Source organism: Streptomyces sp. NPDC091209 (genome assembly GCF_044757755.1).
Lineage (GTDB): Bacteria > Actinomycetota > Actinomycetes > Streptomycetales > Streptomycetaceae > Streptomyces.
Map to the genome: position 1 here is coordinate 63,202 of NZ_JBIVVR010000022.1, position 20,437 is coordinate 83,638.

General features: G+C 71.5%; 18 protein-coding genes. 10 read left to right on the forward strand and 8 right to left on the reverse strand.

The window, feature by feature from the left end:
- Positions 1-8: 8 nt before the first annotated feature.
- The 3 genes from ACIQRL_RS39110 to ACIQRL_RS39120 form a co-directional block, all read right to left on the reverse strand.
- Positions 9-443: a (2Fe-2S) ferredoxin domain-containing protein gene (locus tag ACIQRL_RS39110; protein ID WP_401340767.1), complete on the reverse strand. Its 435-nt coding sequence runs from the start codon at positions 441-443 to the stop codon at positions 9-11.
- A gap of 219 nt (positions 444-662) precedes the next feature.
- Positions 663-1,622: an alpha/beta hydrolase fold domain-containing protein gene (locus tag ACIQRL_RS39115; RefSeq protein WP_401340769.1), complete on the reverse strand. Its 960-nt coding sequence runs from the start codon at positions 1,620-1,622 to the stop codon at positions 663-665.
- Positions 1,623-1,652: 30 nt separating this feature from the next.
- Positions 1,653-2,087 carry a cupin domain-containing protein gene (locus ACIQRL_RS39120; RefSeq protein ID WP_401340771.1) on the reverse strand — a complete coding sequence of 145 codons (435 nt, stop codon included), beginning with the start codon at positions 2,085-2,087 and terminating at the stop codon, positions 1,653-1,655.
- A gap of 327 nt (positions 2,088-2,414) precedes the next feature.
- Here ACIQRL_RS39120 and ACIQRL_RS39125 point away from each other — a divergent pair, with 327 nt between their 5' ends.
- The 8 genes from ACIQRL_RS39125 (at position 2,415) to ACIQRL_RS39160 (ending at position 10,229) form a co-directional block, all read left to right on the forward strand.
- A complete protein-coding gene (locus tag ACIQRL_RS39125) occupies positions 2,415-3,065 on the forward strand; it encodes a GntR family transcriptional regulator (protein ID WP_401340774.1) in 651 nt (216 codons plus the stop codon).
- Between the two features lie 75 nt (positions 3,066-3,140).
- On the forward strand, positions 3,141-3,929 hold the full coding sequence (locus ACIQRL_RS39130) for a PIG-L deacetylase family protein (RefSeq protein WP_401340775.1): 789 nt from the start codon (positions 3,141-3,143) through the stop codon (positions 3,927-3,929).
- Complete coding sequence (locus ACIQRL_RS39135) at positions 3,926-4,636, forward strand: 4-carboxy-4-hydroxy-2-oxoadipate aldolase/oxaloacetate decarboxylase (protein ID WP_401340777.1); 711 nt, start codon at positions 3,926-3,928, stop codon at positions 4,634-4,636. The genes ACIQRL_RS39130 and ACIQRL_RS39135 overlap by 4 nt, the downstream gene beginning before the upstream one ends.
- Positions 4,633-5,718, forward strand: coding sequence for a 4-oxalomesaconate tautomerase (locus tag ACIQRL_RS39140; protein WP_401340779.1), 1,086 nt, complete (start codon positions 4,633-4,635; stop codon positions 5,716-5,718). The genes ACIQRL_RS39135 and ACIQRL_RS39140 overlap by 4 nt, the downstream gene beginning before the upstream one ends.
- Before the next feature lie 9 nt (positions 5,719-5,727).
- On the forward strand, positions 5,728-6,678 hold the full coding sequence (locus ACIQRL_RS39145; RefSeq protein ID WP_401340781.1) for a catechol 2,3-dioxygenase: 951 nt from the start codon (positions 5,728-5,730) through the stop codon (positions 6,676-6,678).
- 300 nt (positions 6,679-6,978) lie between these two features.
- On the forward strand, positions 6,979-8,307 hold the full coding sequence (locus tag ACIQRL_RS39150) for an MFS transporter (RefSeq protein ID WP_401340783.1): 1,329 nt from the start codon (positions 6,979-6,981) through the stop codon (positions 8,305-8,307).
- A 154-nt stretch (positions 8,308-8,461) separates the two neighbouring features.
- Positions 8,462-9,238 (forward strand): GNAT family N-acetyltransferase, encoded by a 777-nt coding sequence (locus tag ACIQRL_RS39155; protein WP_401340784.1) that lies wholly within the window; start codon positions 8,462-8,464, stop codon positions 9,236-9,238.
- A 73-nt stretch (positions 9,239-9,311) separates the two neighbouring features.
- The gene (locus ACIQRL_RS39160; RefSeq protein ID WP_401340786.1) at positions 9,312-10,229 is read left to right on the forward strand and encodes an NAD-dependent epimerase/dehydratase family protein; all 918 of its coding nucleotides are present in this window, start codon (positions 9,312-9,314) and stop codon (positions 10,227-10,229) included.
- A gap of 20 nt (positions 10,230-10,249) precedes the next feature.
- Here ACIQRL_RS39160 and ACIQRL_RS39165 read toward each other — a convergent pair whose 3' ends face one another.
- Together ACIQRL_RS39165 and ACIQRL_RS39170 are read right to left on the reverse strand one after the other, a co-directional pair.
- Positions 10,250-11,131, reverse strand: a complete 882-nt coding sequence (locus tag ACIQRL_RS39165) for a GNAT family N-acetyltransferase (protein WP_401340788.1) — start codon at positions 11,129-11,131, stop codon at positions 10,250-10,252.
- A gap of 420 nt (positions 11,132-11,551) precedes the next feature.
- On the reverse strand, positions 11,552-11,815 hold the full coding sequence (locus ACIQRL_RS39170) for a GlsB/YeaQ/YmgE family stress response membrane protein (RefSeq protein WP_401340790.1): 264 nt from the start codon (positions 11,813-11,815) through the stop codon (positions 11,552-11,554).
- A 236-nt stretch (positions 11,816-12,051) separates the two neighbouring features.
- Here ACIQRL_RS39170 and ACIQRL_RS39175 point away from each other — a divergent pair, with 236 nt between their 5' ends.
- A complete protein-coding gene (locus ACIQRL_RS39175) occupies positions 12,052-13,500 on the forward strand; it encodes a hydrolase (RefSeq protein ID WP_401340791.1) in 1,449 nt (482 codons plus the stop codon).
- Positions 13,501-13,569: 69 nt separating this feature from the next.
- Here ACIQRL_RS39175 and ACIQRL_RS39180 read toward each other — a convergent pair whose 3' ends face one another.
- Positions 13,570-16,296, reverse strand: a complete 2,727-nt coding sequence (locus ACIQRL_RS39180) for a glycosyl hydrolase 2 galactose-binding domain-containing protein (protein ID WP_401340793.1) — start codon at positions 16,294-16,296, stop codon at positions 13,570-13,572.
- 436 nt (positions 16,297-16,732) lie between these two features.
- The gene (locus tag ACIQRL_RS39185) at positions 16,733-17,914 is read right to left on the reverse strand and encodes an ROK family protein (protein ID WP_401340876.1); all 1,182 of its coding nucleotides are present in this window, start codon (positions 17,912-17,914) and stop codon (positions 16,733-16,735) included.
- A gap of 200 nt (positions 17,915-18,114) precedes the next feature.
- On the opposite strand from ACIQRL_RS39185, the gene ACIQRL_RS39190 reads away from it, so the two are divergent.
- Entirely contained in the window at positions 18,115-19,569 is a 1,455-nt protein-coding gene (locus ACIQRL_RS39190) for an APC family permease (RefSeq protein ID WP_401340795.1), read from the forward strand.
- A gap of 240 nt (positions 19,570-19,809) precedes the next feature.
- Here ACIQRL_RS39190 and ACIQRL_RS39195 read toward each other — a convergent pair whose 3' ends face one another.
- Positions 19,810-20,403: a GNAT family N-acetyltransferase gene (locus ACIQRL_RS39195; RefSeq protein WP_401340797.1), complete on the reverse strand. Its 594-nt coding sequence runs from the start codon at positions 20,401-20,403 to the stop codon at positions 19,810-19,812.
- Between the last annotated feature and the right edge of the window lie 34 nt (positions 20,404-20,437).

Sequence of the window (20,437 nt, forward strand, 5' to 3'; positions counted from 1 at the left end):
CCGTGTCCTCAACGGCTCTTGCGGGCCCGGGCCTCGCGGGGCGGGCGGACGAACTGGAGCTCCAGCGTTTCCGGTGGCGCGGCGACGCCCGGCCCGCCGGCCTCGGCCCAGGCCAGGAGTTCGTCGGTGCAGTCGTCGTCCATGGCGAAACCGATCCAGGTCGGCCGGCCGCCCGCGCGCCGCCCGTCGCCCGACGGCTGCACCACGATCACGTTCGCCTGGTCGCAGGGCCCGAGGCAATCCGTGGTCCGGACGGCGAACCGTCCCCCGGACGCCTCGGCACCGGCCCGCAACCGCTCCAACTGCCAGACGTGATCGGTGTCCGGGAACTTGCGCGGGTCGCCGCAGCAGCAGCCCCGGCAGACGACGAGGGTGCACGGCCGTGAACGGGCGGCACCGATCGCCGCCGTGCGGACACGTTCGCGCGGGGCTTCGACGGGCACGGGGTGGGGCCTTTCCTCCGGGGATCGGGCGACCCCACGGGCGATCCCTCACGAGCGGGGTGTCCGGCGCGCGGACGCGATGTCCCGGACGCCGATGATCACCGTACGAGACGCGCCCGACGCGCCGGAGGCCGCCCCGTGCGCCGGACACTCCCCGTTCCACGTTGCCCTCCGGACCGACCGAGCCCCCTTGCCCGCTTCTCCGCACCCGGGAGCGGCTCAGGGCGCTGAACCGGCCCCGCTCGCCCCGGTCCCGACGGCTCGCCGTACATGCCCTGCGATGAGGGCGTAGATCTCCCGTGCCAGGGTGTCGTCCGTGCCGTCGTAGCCGTGATCCGCCTTCGGTACGTCGATGTGGCCGGCCAGCGCGCCCGCCGTCCGCAGCCGTTCCGCGTAGCGTTCGCCCTCCGGTCTGAGGAGGTCGAACTCCGCGGTGACGAGGAGGGCGGGCGCGATGCCTTTCAGGTCACCGGTGTCCGAAGCGTGGGCGGGTGACACCAGCCGGTCGGAGCGCTCGCGCGGGTTCGGCACGTACGAGGAGTCGAAGACCTCGCCCATCCAGGGACGCAGCACCGGCCGGGGGATGGGCGCAGGTTTGTCCTTGACGCTCGTCACCAGATCGAGCGGCGGGTAGTGCAGGACCTGCAGGGCGATCGTGGGTCCGCCCTCCTCCAGGGCCTGGCGGGCCACGGCCGCGGCGAGCCCGCCGCCCGCGCTCTGCCCGCCGATCGTGAGGCGGTTGCCGTCCCAGCCCTGCTCGCCGCCGTGCTGGGCGATCCACCGCACGGCCTCGAAGGCCTGCCGGGGCGGCGCGGGGAACGGGTGCTGCGGTGCGACCACGTAGTCCACGTTGACCACGACGACACCTGCCGTGGCGGCGAGGCAGCGGCACAGGGGGTCGTCCAGCTCCGTCAGCGGCATCACATAGCCACCCCCGTGGAAGTTGACGTGCACCGGCGGTGGCGGCCCCTCGGACGTCGGCAGATACACCGTGGCGCGGGCCGGGGCGACCGAGGTGGGGATCGTCAACTCTCTTGTGCGGCGCGGGAATTCCGGCAGGCGGGCGTGCGAGGCGGCGGCGGAGCCGCGTCCGGCCGGCCGCCGGTCGGCGAGGACCGCGAGACGTTGCAGGGACCTGGCGGCGAGCGAGGCCACCGCCGGACGGGCGAGGAGTGACATACGGGTCCGTTCGTCGGGCGCCCTCGGGCGCTATGCGAAGTCGCAGCCGGGGTTGGGGGCGTCCTCGGAGAAGGGCGCGCCGTGCGGCAGTACATAGAGCACGTCCAGGACCAGTGGCTTCCTGCCGAGGTTGCGTCCGATGTGGACGTTCGTGGGGCCGGGCGGCTCGGTGAGGGAGTCGCCCGCCCGGTAGAGGCCGTCCTTCGCGCACGTCGAGTCGAAGTGGCTGAGGGTGCCCTGCTCGACGTATCCGTACAGCGGGCCGTCGTGGTAGTGCCAGCCGGTCGCCTGGCCGGGCGGGATGGTGATCTCCCGGAGGATGTAGTCCGTGCCGCCCACGGTGGTCTGCGCGATGACCTTGCCGCTGACCCCGGGGCCGGGAGGAGTCGCGTGAGCGGGGGTGGCGACGAGAGCCAGGCACAGGGCGGCGATTGCTGCCGACCCGGTGCGGAGCGAGACGCGCATTCGGGAAGTCCCTTCGGCTGAGGGTGAGTTGGCGTTCGCGCTGTGGTGCGTGCGGCATCCGGGCCCGGGATCCCGGAGTCCGGGTCCTCGGCACACGTGGAGGGGGCGGACCGCCGTCGGCCCCGCGGACCGCGGCGGTCGAGGTTCATGGTGAGGCTGTCCCTCACGCACCACAAGCGGTAGCGGCGGACGACCGGAACGCCTGCCCGGCCGACATCGGCCCCGCGACAGGCGTCAGGGCATGTCGGCAACATACCGAACAAAATTGTTGACAATCTTGTTGGTCTAGATTTACGTTCGACAGGCACTCACTCAGGGAGGGCAGCAATGCAGAAGGAAGCCCGTCCAGGCACCGGCGAGCAGGCCAAGCAGCACGCGTTGGTGCAGCTGCGGCAGGCGATTCTGCGCGGAGAGATGGCACCGGCCCAGCGGCTGGTGGAGAACGAGCTCGCCGAGCAGTTCGGTGTCACCCGGGCCAGCGCGCGGGCGGCACTCATCGAGCTGGAATCGGAGGGACTGGTCGAGCGGATCCGTAACCGCGGATCACGCGTCCGGGTGGTGACGGTGGACGAAGCGGTCGCCATCACCGAGTGCCGCATGGCGCTCGAAGGGCTCTGCGCGGCCAAGGCGGCCGCGCTGGCCACCGACGACCAGCTCGCGGAACTGGCGGACCTGGGCGCCGCCATGGTCAAGGCGGTCGCCGACGGCGAACCGGTCACCTACTCCGAGCTCAACCACGAAGTACACGCCCGGATCAGGGAGTTCTCCGGCCAGCAGACGGCCGTCGGACTCCTGGAACGGCTCAACGCCCAACTGGTGCGCCACCGGTTCCAGTTGGCGCTGCGCCCCGGTCGTGCGCAGCAGTCCCTGAGTGAACACCTGGCCATGATCGAGGCGATCGGGGCCAGGGACCCGCAGGCGGCCGAAGCGGCCGTCCGCGCTCACCTCGGCAGTGTGATCGAAGCGCTGCGCGACTGACGTGCCGCGCGGCGACGCGCGGCACGACGGACAGCCGAGGCGGGCGCTCACCTGTCCACCAAGGAGATTGCTGCAATGACGCACGGCAACGCGCCCGCCGCCCCCGAGCCCTCGGCCCCGCCCGAGCAGGGGGGACGCCCATCACGATCGACCCTGGTGGTCACCGCGCACGCCGGAGACTTCGTGTGGCGGGCCGGGGGAGCCATCGCCCTGGCCGCCTCCCGAGGGGAGAAGGTCACCATCGCGTGCCTGACGTTCGGCGAGCGCGGTGAGTCCGCCAAGGCCTGGCGTGAGGGCAGGAAGCTCGACGAGATCAAGGCGATACGCCGTGAGGAGGCCGAGAAGGCGGCCGCCGCACTCGGCGCCGCGGTCCGCTTCTTCGACGCCGGCGACTACCCGCTGACCCCCACCGCCGAACTCACCGACAAACTGGTGGCCCTCTACCGCGAGACCCAGCCGGACGTCGTCCTCACCCACCCGGCCGAGGACCCGTACAACGGCGACCACCCGGCCGCCCACCGCATGGCGCTGGAGGCCCGGATCCTCGCCCAGGCCATCGGCTACCCCGGTGAGGGCGAGATCATCGGCGCCCCGCCCGTCTTCTTCTTCGAGCCCCACCAGCCCGAGATGAGCGGCTTCCGGCCCGAAGTGCTCCTCGACATCACCGAGGTGTGGGAGACCAAGCGCAAGGCGATGGAATGCCTCGGCGCCCAGCAGCACCTGTGGGACTACTACACCGACCTCGCCGTACGCCGCGGGGTCCAGCTCAAGCGCAACGCGGGCCCCAACCTGGGCCTGGCGCACAAGACCCGGGCCGAGGCGTTCATGCGCCCCTTCCCGCAGATCGCCAAGGAGCTGGCATGAGCGGCGTGATCGTCACCGGCCCGCCGAAGGCGGACGCGAAGGACGTCGAGGCGATCGCCGGGTACGGCACCGCGACCGTGCACGAGGCCATGGGCCGGACCGGCCTGCTCGGCACCCGTCTGCGCCCCATCCAGCAGGGCGTGCGTGTCGCGGGGACCGCGGTCACCGTGCTGTCCTGGCCCGGGGACAACCTCATGATCCACGCCGCCGTCGAGCAGTGCGGCGACGGCGACATCCTGGTCGTCACCACCACCTCGCCCTCCACCGACGGCATGTTCGGCGAACTGTTCGCCACCGCGCTGAAGCGGCGCGGCGTGCGCGGCCTGGTCATCAACGCGGGCATCCGGGACACCGCCGAACTGCGCGACATGGGATTCCCCGCCTGGTCCGCCGCGGTCAGCCCGCAGGGCACCGTGAAGGCGACCGGCGGTTCCGTCAACGTTCCGGTGGCTCTCGGTGGCCAGATCGTCCGGCCCGGCGACGTGATCCTCGCCGACGACGACGGCGTGGTGTGCGTGCCCCGCGAGGACTCCCGCCGCGTCGCCGAGGCCTCCGAGGCCCGTGAACGCAAGGAAGCCCTGGCCCGCGCCGCCTTTCTCGACGGCGAACTCGGCCTGGACCGCTACGGGTTGCGCGAGACCCTCGTACGCCTGGGGGTGACCTACACGTCGTACGACGCGTACGTCCGGGACGGAGCCGCGCCGTGAGCGGGCCCGAAGGGGTGCGCTGCATGCTGCTGCGCGGCGGCACCTCCAAGGGCGCCTACTTCCTGGCCGGGGACCTGCCCGCCGACCCCGCCGAACGCGACGACCTGCTGCTGCGCGTGATGGGCAGCCCCGACCCGCGTCAGATCGACGGCCTGGGCGGCGCGCACCCGCTGACCAGCAAGGTGGCCGTGGTCTCGGTCTCCGCCGATCCGGCCGCCGACGTCGACTACCTGTTCCTCCAAGTCGCTGTCGAGAGGGCCGAGGTGTCGGACCGTCAGAACTGCGGCAACCTGCTCGCCGGTGTCGGCCCGTTCGCCGTCGAACGCGGACTCGTCGAGCCGGGGGAGGGCCGTACGTCGGTACGCGTCCGTATGGTCAACTCGGGTGACCTGGCGGTCGCGAGCTTCCCCACCGAGGGCGGGCGGGTGGTCTACGAGGGCTCCGCCGAGATCTCCGGGGTACCGGGGACCGCGGCGCCCGTGGTGATCGAATTCCCGCGGGGGAGGGCCCCGTTGCTGCCGACCGGCCATGCCCGGGACCTCGTCGCCGGCACCCCGGTGACCTGCGTGGACAACGGCATGCCGACCGTGCTGATCGTCGCGTCCTCGCTGGGCGTCACCGGCTACGAGAGTCCGAAGGACCTGGAGGAGGATCGGGCCCTGGCCGGCCGGCTCCGTGAAATCCGCCTGGAGGCGGGCAAGTCGATGGGCCTCGGGGATGTCGGGAACGCCACCGTGCCCAAGCTGACCCTGCTCGCTCCACCCCGCTCCGGCGGAGCCGTGATGACCCGCACCTTCATCCCGGTGCGCTGCCACACCTCCATCGGCGTCCTCGGCGCCGCGAGCGTCGCCGCAGGGCTGCGCGTCGAGGGCGGTGTCGGACACGCCGTGGCCCGCCCGCCCGAACGGGGCGACCGGCTGCGTATCGAACACCCCACCGGATTCCTCGACATCGAAGCCGGTGTCGACCACGGCCCCGGGGGCGCCGCCCCCGTGGCCCGGCGCACCGCCGTCGTCCGCACCGCACGCAAGATCTTCGACGGCACGGTCTTCCCCCGGCCGGCCGGAGCCGCACACCACTGAGGAGGCCCCATGGCCCCGCCGCTCGGCGACATCGCCCACCTCGGGCACGTCGAACTGCTCACCCCCGACCTGGACGCCAGCGTCCGGTTCTTCACGGACTACCTCGGCCTGACCGAGAACGGCCGCTCCGGAGACTCCGTCCATCTGCGGACCTGGGACGACTACGAGCACCACAGCCTGACCCTCACCGCCCACACGACCTCGGGCCTGCGCCGCACCGCCCTGCGCGCCTCCAGCGAGGAGGCCCTCCAGCGCAGGGTCAAGGAGATCGAGAGCGCCGGCCGCGAGGGCCGCTGGGTGAACGACGAGCCCGGCCTCGGCCCGCTCTACGTCACCACCGACCCCGACGGCCACGAACTCGCCCTGTACTGGGAGAGCGAGTGGTACCAGGCGCCCGACCATCTCAAGCCCGGTCTCAAGAACCAGCCGCAGGCCAAACCCGGCCACGGGGTCGGCGTACGGCGCCTGGACCACGTGAACTACCTGGCCTCCGACGTCGCCGCCAACGGGGACTTCGTCCGCGACGCGCTCGGGGCCCGCCCGACCGAGCAGATCCAGCTCGACAGCGGCCGGATCGCCGCCCAGTGGCTGACCTTCAGCAACAAGTCGTACGACGTCGTCTACACGGAGGACTGGACGGGTTCGAGCGGACGCCTGCACCACATCGCGTTCGCCACGGACACCCGCGAGGACATCCTGCGCGCCGCCGATCTCGCCATCGACACCGGTGTGTTCATCGAGACGGGCCCGCACAAGCACGCCATCCAGCAGACGTTCTTCCTGTACGTCTACGAACCCGGCGGCAACCGCGTCGAGTTGTGCAACCCGCTCACCCGTCTCGTCCTGGCCCCCGACTGGCCGCTCATCACGTGGACCGAGGACGAGCGGAAGAAGGGCCAGGCCTGGGGCCTGAAGACCATCGAGTCCTTCCACACCCACGGCACACCGCCCATCGGCTGACCGGCCTCGGGCGGCTTCCTGTCGGGCGGACAACCGAGCGACCGGATCCAGCCGGTACATACGCGCGGGTGGCATCGAAGGTGTGCCGCCCGCGCGCGTCTTCACCTGCTTCTCAGCCGTCCGCGCGACGGTCGCGGAGGGTGGCCTGATTGTTTCCTCGATTGTTGACAAAAACGTTGACACTCCGGGAGTCCACTCCTTAGCGTCTGTCGCACACTCGGGTCAGCCGCACGAGCCGCGTCGACCCGCACCCCCGATCCCCTTCCAGGGCCCACGCCTCCTGGACGAGAGGAAACAACGATGTCCTCCTCCCTCGCCCTGCCCGCTCGCGGCGGCAGCAGACTGGCCGCACTGGTCGTCGGCCTCTGCTGGCTGGTCGTCCTCTTCGACGGCCTCGACATGTTCATCTACGGCTCCGTGCTGCCGCACATGCTGGAGACGAAGGCGCTCGGCATCGACCCCGGCAAGGCCGGCGACGTCGGCTCGTACGCCACCTTCGGCATGCTGATCGGCGCCCTGTGCTCGGGCACCGTCAGTGACTGGGTCGGCCGCAAGAAGACGATCATCGCCTCGACCGCCGTGTTCTCCCTGGCCTCCGCGGTCTGCGCCTCCGCCGGGAGCCTGGGCGTCTTCAGCCTCGGCCGCTTCCTGGCCGGCCTCGGCCTCGGCGGCCTGCTGCCGAGCGCGATCACCATGGTCACCGAGTACGCCCCGAAGGGCCGCCGCGCCCTGATCGTGGGCTCCCTGATGACCGCGCACCAGGCCGGCGGCATCGTCGCCGGATTCGTGGCGCTGGGGACGGGCGACTGGCGTGTCTCCTTCTGGATCTGCGTGATACCGCTGTTCATCGGGGTGCCGCTGGCGGCCGTGTACCTGCCCGAGTCGATGGCCTTCCTCCAGGCCAAGGGCCGTACCGACGAGGCCCGCGCGCTCGCCGACCGCCACGGCGTCGACCTGGCCGCCCGCGCCGCGGAGCGCCAGGCGGCGGCCGACCGCTTCAGCGCCGTCACCGCCCTGTTCCGCGGCGGCCGCTGGGTCCAGACCCTGCTGTTCTGGATCGCGTCCTTCGGCGGTCTCCTCCTCGTCTACGGCGTCTCGCAGTGGCTGCCCTCGCTGATGAAGGCCAACGGCTACGACCTCGGCTCCTCGATCGGCTTCGTGATCGTCATCAACCTCGGCGGCATCGTCGGCATGCTGATCGGCGGCCGCCTCACCGACCGGTTCGGCGGCTCGCGCATCTCCGCCATCTGGTTCGGCGCCACCGCCGTCGGGATCTACTCCCTCAGCTTCAGGATGGCGCTGCCCCTCACCTACACCGTCGTCTTCCTGACGGGCCTGTTCCTCTTCTCGGCGCAGGCCATGATCTACGCGACCGTGGCCCACCGCTCCGGGGACGACAACCGCGCCACCGCCGTCGGCTGGACCTCCGGCATGGGACGCTTCGGCGCCGTCTTCGGCCCCTGGCTCGGCGGTCAGCTCCTCGCCACCGGATCGACCACCGCCGGCTTCACCGCCTTCGCCCTCGCGGGTGTCTTCTCCCTGGTGTTCGTCAGCCTGACCGGCCTGCGCCGTGTCCAGGTGACGCCCCCGAGCTCCGTGCGGCAGCAGGAACTGGCCGTCAGCGGCTGACCGGAGCGGCGTGGAAACCGCGTCCGGGCGGGGCCTGACCAAGGGTCCGCCCGGACGCCCTCGTGTCCGGGACCGGGCCACCGTGTCCTTCCGGAGAACCCATGGCCCCCTAATTCCCGTTGCCCCAGTCGTCCCGGGGTGCTGGAGTGACCCCATGGATCACGTTGCGGTACTCGCCCTGTTCGACCGGGACATGCGGGAAGGCGCGCGGCCCGACGCGCCGGGCGCCCGGGTCGAGCGCGTCGGTGAGGTGGTGCGCCATGTCGGCGCCGACACGGGCTGGAACGGGGTGATCTGGTCCGACCTGGACGAGACGAGCGCCGACGCGGCCATCGCCGCGCAGGTGCGGTTCTTCTCCGGGCTCGGGGGCGGCTTCGAGTGGAAGCTGTACGGGCACGACCGGCCGGAGGACCTGGGGCAGCGGCTGCGGGCCGCGGGCTTCGTCGCCGAACCCGAGGAGACGCTGATGATCGCCGAGCTGGGCGATCTGGCCCTCGACGCGGAACCGCCCGAGGGCGTACGGCTGCTGCCGGTCACCGACCGCGCGGGCGTCGCCCTCGTGGCCGACGTCCATGAGCAGGCGTTCGGCGGCGACAGCACGCTGCTGCGCCACCAACTGCTCGCCCAGCTCACCGGCGACGCGGACACGGTCGTCGCGGTCGTGGCCCTCGTCGGCGACGTGCCCGTGAGCGCGGCCCGCATGGAGCTTCCGCCAGGGGCCCGGTTCGCCGGGCTGTGGGGCGGCGGCACCGTCGAGGCCTGGCGGGGCCGCGGCATCTACCGCGCCCTCGTCGCCCACCGCGCCCGGGTGGCGGCGGCGCGCGGCTACCGCTACGTCCAGGTCGACGCCTCCAGCCAGAGCCGTCCCATCCTCGCCCGGCTGGGCTTCCAGCCGCTCACCACGACCACCCCGTACGTCTACGAGGGGTGAGGTAGCCTCCGCGGTTCGCCGGCGCGGCCGGGGCCGATGTCACATCCCCGCGTCCGTGATCCGTCGCATCGGTATGACGACGAACCAGAGCGTTCTCCTGGCCGGCGCGAGCGGTGTCCTCGGCCGGCACATCACCCGGGCCCTGACCGAAGCGGGCCACAAGGTCACCGGCCTCGGCCGCGGCCCCGCCAACGACGTCCGGGCCGATCTGATGGACCGCGACGCCGTGCTGCGAGCCGTCGACGGACAGCACTACGACACGGTCGTGCTGGCCGCGACCGCCCTGCGCAAGGCACCCCTGCGCCATCACGACATGTACGCGACCGACGCCCTGCGCGTCGACGGCACCGCCCATCTGATCGAGGCGGCGCGGGCCACCGGCGCACGCCGGCTCGTCGCCGAGTCGATGGTCTTCGGGTACGGATTCGGCGACCACGGGGACCAGGTCGTCACCGAGTCCGACACGTTCGGCCCGCAGGGGACCACGCTCCAACTGGAACGGCACATCGCGGCCATGCGCATCAAGGAGCGACTGGTCCTCGGGGCCGCAGGTCTGGACGGGATCGCGCTGCGCTTCGGGCTCTTCTACGGAGAGGGCGGCACCGACGCCCTGCTGCCCATGCTGCGCGGGAGGCGGCTCCCCGTGGCCGACGACCACGGCCGGGTCCTGCCATGGGTCGACCTCGCGGACGCCGCGCGGGCGGTGGCCGCCGCCGTGGAACACGGCCGCCCGGGTCAGGCGTACAACGTCGCCGACCGTACACCGCTGGGTTTCGCGGCCCATGTCCGCGCCGTGGCCGAGGAGTTCGACCTGCCGAAGCCGATGACCGTACCGCTGTGGATGATGAGGCCCATGGCGTACGCGCATGGCGTGATGCGTACGACGCTGCGGGTGTCGTCGGCGAAGGCGGAGCGGGAACTGGGCTGGACGCCCGCGCATCCGTCCGCCTACGACGGTCTCGCCGCGCTCAAGGCAGCCGCCCGCCCCTGAACACGGTCCCTCGTCGGCTCTCAGAGGTCCAGCCGGTACTCCAGTTCGCGATGGGTGGGCCGATAGCCGAGGGTGTCGTTGATGCCGATCATGGGTGCGTTGCTGTCGGCCGTGTCGGTCAGCAGACCGGCGAGTTCCGGGTACCGCAGACGGGTGCGGCGGATCGACTCCGCCTTCATCCACAGCCCGAGGCCGTGACCGCGGTGCTCGGGCAGGACGCCTGTTCCGTAGTGCTGGGCGTCGCCCCGGCCGTCGCCCGGGACGACGAGTTCCGAGAATCCGACGACGGAGCCGTCCGAGCGGTCCACCACGGCCACGGTGTGGAGCGCGTCGCCCCGTTCGAGGACGATCTCGGCCACCGCCACGACCCGCTCCACGTCCCAGACGTCGATACCGTGATCGCTGTCCTCCATCGGCATGTCGTCCATGGCCCGCCGGGAGTCCGCGTAGGTGTGCGCCAGCCCGGGCGGCACGACGCCGTCCCAGTGCGTCAACTCGTAGCCCGGGTGCGGGCTTTCGGCGATCCGGGTCACGGACGGGAGGTCCGCTTCCGGCAGCGGGAGGCGTGCGAACGTCAGGGCCAGCACCGGGTGGAAGCCGCGCGCCGCGAGAAACCCGTCGCCGGGGGAGCCGGCCGTGACCCGGGAGACCAGTGACCGCCGTCCATCGCTTCGCGCGGCGGACACGGCGGCGTCCAGAAGAGCGCCGCCGACTCCCTTACACCGTTCGGCGGGGTGCACGGCGATCTCCAGCTCGGCGCGATGCTCCTGGCCCTCCTCGGTGAACAGCCGGAGGAACGCCGAGCCCACCGGAGCCCCTTCGGCATCCGAGGCCAGCCAGGCCTGCCGGCGGCTCGACGCGGTGGTCTCGGGATCGGTCAGCGGCGTGATGCGTGGCGGCAAGATCTCTCCGTGGCGTCGGGCGTGCGAGTGCGAAGCCCGCAGACCGTAGCCGCACGCACCCGCGCCCCGCAACGGAATTCAGCGACGTCACGTTGCGGGTCTTCCGACACGTTGCGCCGGTGTCCCGGACCGGATCCGGGTGGCGTGAGGTCGTGGGTCTTCCGGCACTCCGCATCGGCGTCCCGCAACGGAATTCAGCGGCGTGACGTTGTGGGTCCTCCGGCACTCCTCATCGGCGTCCCGCACCGGAACTCGGCGGCGTGGCCTCGCAGGTCGACCAGTACTCCGTACCAGGGCCCCGGCCCCGTCCGCTGATCCCCGGCCGGTCAGCCCGCCGGTCGGCGCCGGCCGCGCGGCCCCCGCTGAACAGCGCAGGCCGCGCAGCCTCGCGCGATCAGCGACGGCCGATGACCCGGCCCATCAGTGCCGCCCCCTCGCCCGGTCCAGTGCCGCGACGCCCAGTGCGGCCAGGCCGATCTGGATGAGCCATTCGATCCAGTCGACGCCCTTGGTGTCGGCGACGCCGAACGCGGCGGCGACCCCCGACCCGATGAAGGCGGCCACGATGCCGACCGCGATCGTCCACAGGATGCCGATGCGCTGGCGTCCCGGCACGACGAGCCGGCCCAGTACACCGATGATGATGCCGATGAGGATGGCACTGATGATGCCCGAGATCTCCATCTCCGCCCCTCTTGGTCGGTCCCCGCAGCTTTGCCTTTGTATCTGCCCCCTACGGGCGGAGCCAGTCCGTTCCGGCGCCCGCACCCCGTGACGCACCCGTCCGGCCTCTGTGCAGCCGCCGTTTGGTCATGTACCGTTCAATAATCTGTTGAGCGGAGGACGGCCAACTTCCGTTCTACGCGCGCAGACTTAGCGCCCGCACCGCCTCTCCCCCACTCCTGACGGAGGTTCGCCGGATGCTCGGATTCAGGAAGTCCCGCCACAGACTCACCACGGCACTCGCCGTGTTCGGACTGCTCCTCACAGGGGCCGCCGTTCAGGCGGCCACCGCCGTCCCCGCCCACGCGGCCACCCCCCACCGCGTGTTGTTCGACAACGGCCACGCCGAGACCGCGGGCAACGCCGACTGGATCATCTCCACCAGCCAGCCCGACCCGCTCGGCCAGAACTCCAGCCCGACCTCGGAGACTTCCTGGACGGGCGCCCTGTCCTCCTGGGGCGTGGCTCTTCAGAAGACCGGCAACTACAGCCTGAAGACGCTGCCTTCGGGCTCCAGTCTCAGCTACGGCGGCAGCGCCGCGACCGACCTGTCGAACTTCGACGAGCTGGTCCTGCCCGAGCCCAACACGCTGTTCACCACCGCCGAGAAGACCGCCATCATGACGTTCGTCAAGAACGGCGGCGGCCTCTTCATGATCTCCGACCACACCGGCGCCGACCGCAACAGCGACGGCTACGACGCGGTCGAGATCTTCAACGACCTGATGACGAACAACAGCGTCGACAGCACCGACCCGTTCGGCTTCTCCATCGACACGCTGGACGTCAGCTCCGACTACCCGACCGCCATCAGTGACAGCACCAACGCGGTCCTGCACGGCTCGTTCGGCACCGTCACCAAGAGCCTGATCGCGGACGGGACCACGGCCACGCTCAAGCCGGCGGACAACTCGGCCGTCAAGGGCTTGGTCTACCGCACCGGTTACTCCGGGAACACCGGCGCGTTCTTCGCGACCAGCACCTTCGGCAGCGGCAAGGTCGCCTTCTGGGGCGACAGTTCACCGATCGACGACGGCACCGGCCAGTCGGGCAACACCCTGTACGACGGCTGGAACGACACCGGCGCCACCAACGCCGCGCTCGCCCTCAACGCCACCGACTGGCTCGCCGGCACGACCAGCAGTGGTGGCGGTGGCGGCGGAACCGGCACCTGCACGGCCGCGCAGCTGCTCGCCAACCCCGGCTTCGAGTCCGGCAGCACGTCCTGGACCGGCACCAGCGGTGTGATCACCAACAGCTCCAGCGAGGCGGCGCGCACCGGCTCGTACAAGGCGTGGCTCAACGGCTACGGGTCGGCCAACACCGACACGCTCTCCCAGGCCGTGACCATCCCCTCGGGCTGCTCGGCCACCCTGAGCTTCTATCTGCACGTGGACACGGCCGAGACGACCACGACCACGGCGTACGACACCCTCAAGGCGCAGGTCGTCAACAGCAGTGGCACCGTGCTGTCGACCCTGGCCACGTACTCCAACCTGAACGCCGCGTCCGGGTACACGCAGCGCTCGTTCAGCCTCGGCACCACCTACGCCGGGCAGACCGTCACGATCAAGTTCACCGGCGTCGAGGGCTCCACGCTCCAGACGTCGTTCGTCCTCGACGACACCGCGCTCAACGTCAGCTGAGCACTCGCCGGACGAGGGGCGGGCCCGAACCGGGTCCGCCCCTCGCGCAGTTCCACCGGTCCGACGGCTCTACCGGGCCCGGACCGTCCGCTCCGGCGTGTTCCACCCGGAGATCCGCACCGCCGGCCCGGCCCCGTGCAGATCGGCCGTCCGGCAGGTCGCCGTCAGTGTCACCGACTCACCCGGCCACAGGCTCACCTGGTTGTCGGACCACCGCACCGGAAGCACCGGCCTGCCCCTGCCGTCCACGAGATGCGCGTCGGTGAGGAGGGCGGGCGTCTTCCCGCTCCCGTCGTTGCGCAGGACGACCCTCGTCGTGGAGGTCCCGCCAGGACCGGAGGTGGTCGACACCGAGGCCGAAACCGGCACCCGCGCCATGGAGTTGAGCCCCTTGAGGTCCGCGTAGCTCGTCGTCGGCGTGTAGTACCAGTCGGTGTTCGCCCAGTCGATGGTGTCCGGCCGGGTCGACAGCCAGTAGACGTTGCGGCTGACCTCCCTGCCCCCGGCGTCGCGCAGGACCAGCCGCGCGAGATACGTCGTCGAGAGACCCCTCACCGAGGACGGCACCGTGAGCGCGGTGCCGCGCGCCCCGTCGCCGCGCACGGTGAGACCGGTCGCCGTCCTGTCGTACCTCTGCGTGCCGTCGGTGTCGAAGAGCGTGACGCGCGCCGTGAGGCCGGACACGGGCGCGTGCCGGTTGTTCACGACGACGACGGACCGGTCGTCGTACGAATACTGGATGTGCAGGGGCTCGTTGGCCTTCTTCGCCCCGAAGTAGGCCCCGCCCTGGTCCAGGTAACGGTCCATCAACTGCCAGTGCAGCGAGGTCCATCCACTGTTGAGCATCCAGTGGACGACCCCGGTCGAGGGCTTCGAGGCGTCGGTGGCATTGCGCCCGTACGCCTCGAACTGCGCCCGCACGTTCTCGTACTGGGCGAGCTGCGCCTTGCGTACGTAGTCGGTGAGGCCGGTCGGCGCGCCGTAGCGGCCGGCGAGGGCGGCGTCGTAGATCTTGAGGGTGCCGAAGACCGGTGACGGTGAGCGGTGGTACTGCTTGACGTCGGGGTTCTTCCAGAGGGTGTCCAGTTCGGCGGGCGACATCATGCGGCGCAGGGTGTCGAGGGTGGGGATGTCGGGGCCCGCCCCGGTCTCGGAGTTGAAGCCGGTGGCGCCGCCCTCGCGCTTGGCGTACCAGTAGCCCGGCGGGATCCAGTCGTATGGCCCGGTCATCTTCATGCCCGAACTGCCGGACACGGGGGAGGACTTGTCGGACGCGGCGGCGACCACGGGGGTCGGCCAGTCGGCTGCCTTCAGCGCGTCGAGGTAGGTCTTCTCGATCCTGGCGTCCGGCGCGAAGTCGCTGCCGATCAGGAAGGAGATGACGCTCGGGTGGTCGCGCAGCCGGGCGGCCTCGGCGGCCATCGACGCCTGGGCGACCGGGTAGTCGGCGGCGGTCCATTTGTCGCCGGTCTCCGTGCCGTTGACCTGTCCCTCCCACTTGTCGCAGCACTCCCAGCCGGGCAGGGTGAGAATGCCGTAGCGGTCGGCGAGGTCGAAGAACTCGTCCGGCTCGATGTGGCCTTCGAGGCGGATGGTGTTGAGGCCCAGGTCGAGCACGTACTTCAGCCGGTCCTCGACGTACCTCCGGTCCCAGCGCAGGAACTCGTCCGGGGACCAGCCGCCGCCCTTGATGAGCAGCCTGCGGCCGTTGACGCTGTACTGCCGGGCGCCGTCGGAGTCCAGGGGTGCCTTCACATCGCGGACGCCGAAGTCCTCGTGCGCGGTGTCGGAGACGGCACCGGCGACGGAGACTGTCAGATCGAGGCCGTACAGCGGCTGCCCGCCCATGCCCGCGGGCCACCACACCTTCGGTGAGGTCAGGTGCAGCCCGGGGACCTCTGACGGCGAGAAGGTGACCGCTCTCGTCTGGTGAGCAGCGAGCGGGACCGTCTTCGAGAACGACACCGGGCCGATGCGGCCGGACACCGTGGCGGTGACGGCCGAGCCGGTCTCGTTGCGCGCCCGCGCCTTGACCGTGAGATCCGCGGACCGGAGCGAGGGGACGTCGAGACGGGTCAGCACGTGCGCGTCGCGCAGCGCGACCGGGCCGCCGCGGCGGACGAGGACGTCACGGACGATGCCCATGTTCTGGTCGGGCGGCGGCTGGAGCCAGTCGATCCAGCCCATGGTCAGGTTCTTGTTCGGGTCGTTGGGCCGGATACGGAAGGCGACCGTGTTGGTGCCCGCGCGCACCAGCGAGGTGATGTCCAACTCGTGGTGCGTGTAGGCGCCGGCCACCTCGGCCGCGTCCGCGACCCGGCGGCCGTCGACGTAGACGTCCGCCGCGGAGATCACCCCGCTGAAGTCCAGATAGCTGCGCTCGGAGGTGTCGGTGACCGTGAAGTCCGAGCGGTACCACCAGGGCACGGTGAAGTCGGCCTTCGGGATCTTCCGCAGGTTCGTCGAGTAGAACGGATCCGCGTACGTCCCGTTCGCGAGCAGTGCCGCGAGGACCGTGGAGCGGGAGCCGGCCGGGTACCAGCCGTCCACCCGGTAGCCGGGGCTGGAGACGGCGGACGCCGGGTCGGCCACCTTGGCGCTGGACTGGATCGCATACCCCGACAGAGCCGTCGCGCTGCCCGGCGCGGAGGCCACCGGTGTGACGCGGACGTGCGGCGCGGCGGCTGTTTCGGGGTCGGGCCCGTCGGCCCAGGCGCTCGCGGAGAGGGTGCACAGCAGGCCCAGGGCGACGGCGGCCGTGGCGAGGCGCCGCCGGGAGGCAGGGCGGTGGAACACGGTGATCTCCTTGGGAGGTGGGGGAGCATCCGCGCTTCGGCACTGCAAGTTAGGAAACTTTACTAACTAGGCCCACAAGCTAGGCCGGTGAGTAAGCCATGTCAATCACCGGCCCCCGCCCGGCCCGGCGCCGCATGCCGCCCGGCTCGCCCCCGGCACCCAACTCACGCCGACCCCACGACCACACACCCGCGGCGCCGACCGCACCACCACACCCGCGGCGCCTACCGTACGACCGCGCCGGACGCGCCCACGGCACGGACTGCGCCCGCCTGGCCGTCCGTGCAGGCCGCGCCAACCGCGCCGGACGCGCCGGTTGCGCAAGCTGCGCCGACCGAGCCCGACCTGCCCGGCGTGCTGAGTGCGTCGGCCGCGCTGGGCCCGCCCGGCGTGCAGGTCGGGCCGGTTGTGTCGCACGCGGGTGGTGGCCTTCCGTTCAGGAGGCCGATCTGCGCTCGAACACCACATCGCGGGCCGTGCCCAGTGCGGTGGCCACCGCGCCGAGCAGCACGGCGTCCTCGCCCAGACGGCCGGGCGCGATCCGGGGGCGCAGGGGTGTGAGGGCGCGCAGGGTCTCGCGGACGGGCCGCAGCAGCAGATCGACGCTGTGGCCGACCCCGCCCCCCAGGACGACCAGATCGGGATCGAGCACCGCCGTCGCGGCCGCCACCGTGTGCGCGATCCGTTCGCCCTCCAGCCGGACCGCCTCGACGGCGGGCCCGTGACCCTCCCGCGCCGCGTCGAAGACGGCCTTCGCGGTCAGCGGCCCGGTCATGCCGAAATGCCGGGCGGCTTCGACGACCGCTTCGCCGGACACCGCGTCCTCGAGGGTCTCGGGCTTGTGCCGGCCCGGCCACGGCAGGAATCCGATCTCCCCGGCCCCGCCGTGCGCCCCCGTGAACAGCCGCCCCTCGCTGACGACACCCATGCCGAGGCCGGTGCCGATCATGATGTAGGCGAACAGCCGGCTGCCGGCGCCGACCCCGTAGGTGTACTCGCCGAGCGCCGCGAGGTTCGCGTCGTTGTGCACCTCCAGCGGGATGCCCAGTTCCTCCCGCATCCGGTCGAACAGGCCCGCCCGGCCCCACCCCGGCAGATGCATCGCGTACCGCACCCGGCGCTGTCTCTCGTCGTACACCCCGGGTGTGCCCACCACCGCGTGGGCCACCTCGTGCGCGCCGACACCGGAGTTGGCGACGACCTGGTGGGCGGTGGCGACCACGAGGTCGGCCATGGCCCCGGAGGTACGGGCGCGGTTGCGCACGTCGGCGCGCGCGACCACCGCGCCGTCGAGATCGGCGACCGCCACGCGCAGCCAGCTACGGCCGATGTCGATGCCGAGCGCGTACCCGGCCGCGGGGTCGGGGGCGTACAGGACGGCGACCCGGCCGCGCTCGGGGGCCCGCGTCCCGACCTCGTGGACGAGTCCCGCCTCCTCCAGCGCGGCGAGCGCGCTGGAGACCGTCGGCTTCGACAGACCCGTCTCGCGGGCGAGTTGAGCGCGCGAGGCGGCACCGCCGGTGCGCAGCCGGTCGAGGAGCAGCCGCTCGTTGGTGCTGCGCAGCCGCCGGCGGTTCCAGGGCTGTTCGGGCTGCTCTGCGGCGTCGCCGGCGGGCATCGGACCATTCTCACTCATTCGTGACGCCCCCTTGACGTGCTTAGTAAGGCTCCTTAACTTTATCGCCCAGTCAGCCTCGCCGGGCGAGCCGAGGGGAGCCCAGCGCCGGCCGGTCACCCGCCGCCCTTGATCCGTCGGCCGCCATCGAAGTCCGGCCGTCACCTCGTACCTCTCCCCGCGTCCTGTCCTGAGGAGGACCCGTGTCCGGTACCCCGCCACCCACCGGCGGTTTCGTTCGCCGTGTCGGCCTGTTCCAGGCCATCGCCATCAACATGAGCCAGATGTGCGGCATCGGGCCGTTCGTGACGATCCCGCTGATGGTCGCCGCGTTCGGTGGCCCGCAAGCGGTCATCGGCTTCATCGCGGGCGCTCTGCTGGCGCTCGCCGACGGGCTCATCTGGGCCGAGCTCGGCGCCGCCATGCCCGGTTCCGGCGGCAGTTACGTCTATCTGCGCCAGGCCTTCCAGTACCGGTCCGGGCGCCTGATGCCGTTCCTCTTCGTGTGGACGGCGATGCTCTTCATCCCGCTGATCATGTCCACCGGCGTGGTCGGCTTCGTCCAGTACCTGGGCTATCTGGCCCCTGACATGGGCAAGACCACCGGCGACCTCGTCGGACTCGGCATGGTGGCCGTCGTGGTCCTCCTGCTGTGGCGGGGGATCGAGCACATCGCGCGGATCACCGCCGTCATGTGGGTGGTGATGATCACCTCGGTCCTCCTGGTGATCGTCGCCGCCGCCACCCACTTCAGCGCCGACCTAGCCTTCACCTACCCGGCGCACGCCTTCGAACTGTCCGGCAGCCACTTCTGGATCGGCTTCGCGGCCGGCCTGACCATCGGCATCTACGACTACCTCGGCTACAACACCACCGCGTACATGGGCGCCGAGATCAAGGACCCCGGCCGCGTCCTGCCCCGCTCCATCGTCTACTCGATCCTCGGCATCATGGTGATCTACCTGCTGCTCCAGATCGGCACCCTCGGTGTCATCGACTGGCACCGGATGAAGAACCCCGGCGACATCGCCTCCACCTCGGTGGCCTCGGCGGTCATGGAGGAGACCTGGGGCAAGGGTGCCGCCGACACGGTCACCGTCCTCATCCTGATCACCGCGTTCGCCTCGGTCTTCACCGGGCTGCTCGGCGGTTCGCGCGTGCCCTACGACGCCGCCCGCGAGCGGGTCTTCTTCCGTCCGTACGCCAAGCTGCACGCCAAGCACCGCTTCCCGACGGTGGGTCTGGCCACCATGGGCGTCATCACGGCGATCGGGTTCCTGATCGGCCGCCACACCGACCTGGCCACCCTCATCCAACTGCTGACCACGGTCATGGTGATCGTCCAGGCGCTGGCCCAGATCGTCGCCCTGTCGGTGCTGCGCAAACGGCAGCCGGGCCTGCGCCGCCCGTACCGGATGTGGCTCTACCCGCTACCGAGTTTCCTGGCCCTCGCCGGCTGGCTCACCATCTACGGCTACGCGGACAAGAACTCCCCGGGCCGCCACCCCATCGAGTGGTCGCTGGCCTGGCTCGCCCTCGGGCTCGTCGCCTTCGTCGTCTGGGCGCGCCTGGAGAAGGTGTGGCCCTTCGGCCCGAAGGAGGTCACCGAGGAGTATCTGGCGGCCCCGACTCCGCAGACGGAGCCCGCCGGGGCGTGAGGGCCCCGTTGGCGCCCCCGGACGCGTGATGCCCGGGGGCGCCCACCGGAATCCGACCGGCTGGGCAGACTTCGGCCGCCGGGCCTGCCGGGCCTGTTAGACCCGCCGGGCCTGCCGGGCCTGCCGGGCTTGCCGGGCCTGCCGGGCCTGCTGGGCCTGTCTGGCCTGCCGGGCCCGCTGGACCCGCGGGGCAGCCAGTCGCCCCGGCCACGGAGCAGCCCCCGGCCACGGAGCGGGCGGTCAGCTCATCGCGGGTGAGTGGGACGGCCGGCCATGGCCGTCGTCTTCCAGATGGCTCCAGGTCCGAAGGACCACGGCCCGGCCCTTCGCCGTGCGCAGGACGGGCTCGTCACCGGCGAGAACGAAACCCGCCGCCTTGGCGACCCCCTCGCTCGCGGTGTTCCCGTCCTCGATGCACAGCACGATGCGCCGCCCGCCGACGTGACGGTGCGCGAAGTCCACCACGAGCCGGACCGCGCGGGTCGCGAGCCCCCGGCCCCGGTAGGCGGCCCCGACGCCGTAGGCCAGTTCGACGTCCCGCTCGTCACCCGTGCCGGGGAACAGCAGGATCTCCCCCCGGGGCCGCTCACCGTCCGTGGTGATCGCCAGGTGCACGCCCCGCCCCTCGGCGTTCTTCTGCTCGGCCGCCGCGAGGTACGCGAGCGCCGCCTCGGTGTCGAACGGCGAGGCGACCGGCGTCCACCGGTCGATCTCGGGATCGTCGTAGAGCGTGACGAGATCCGCGGCGTCGTCGTCGGACCACTCGCGCAGATGAAGCCCCAGCCCGTCGATACGCAGCGGCCCGGGGAAGTCGAACGTCGGTCGGCTGTCCATCGGACGATCGTGGCGCCTCGGGCGGGCGACGGCC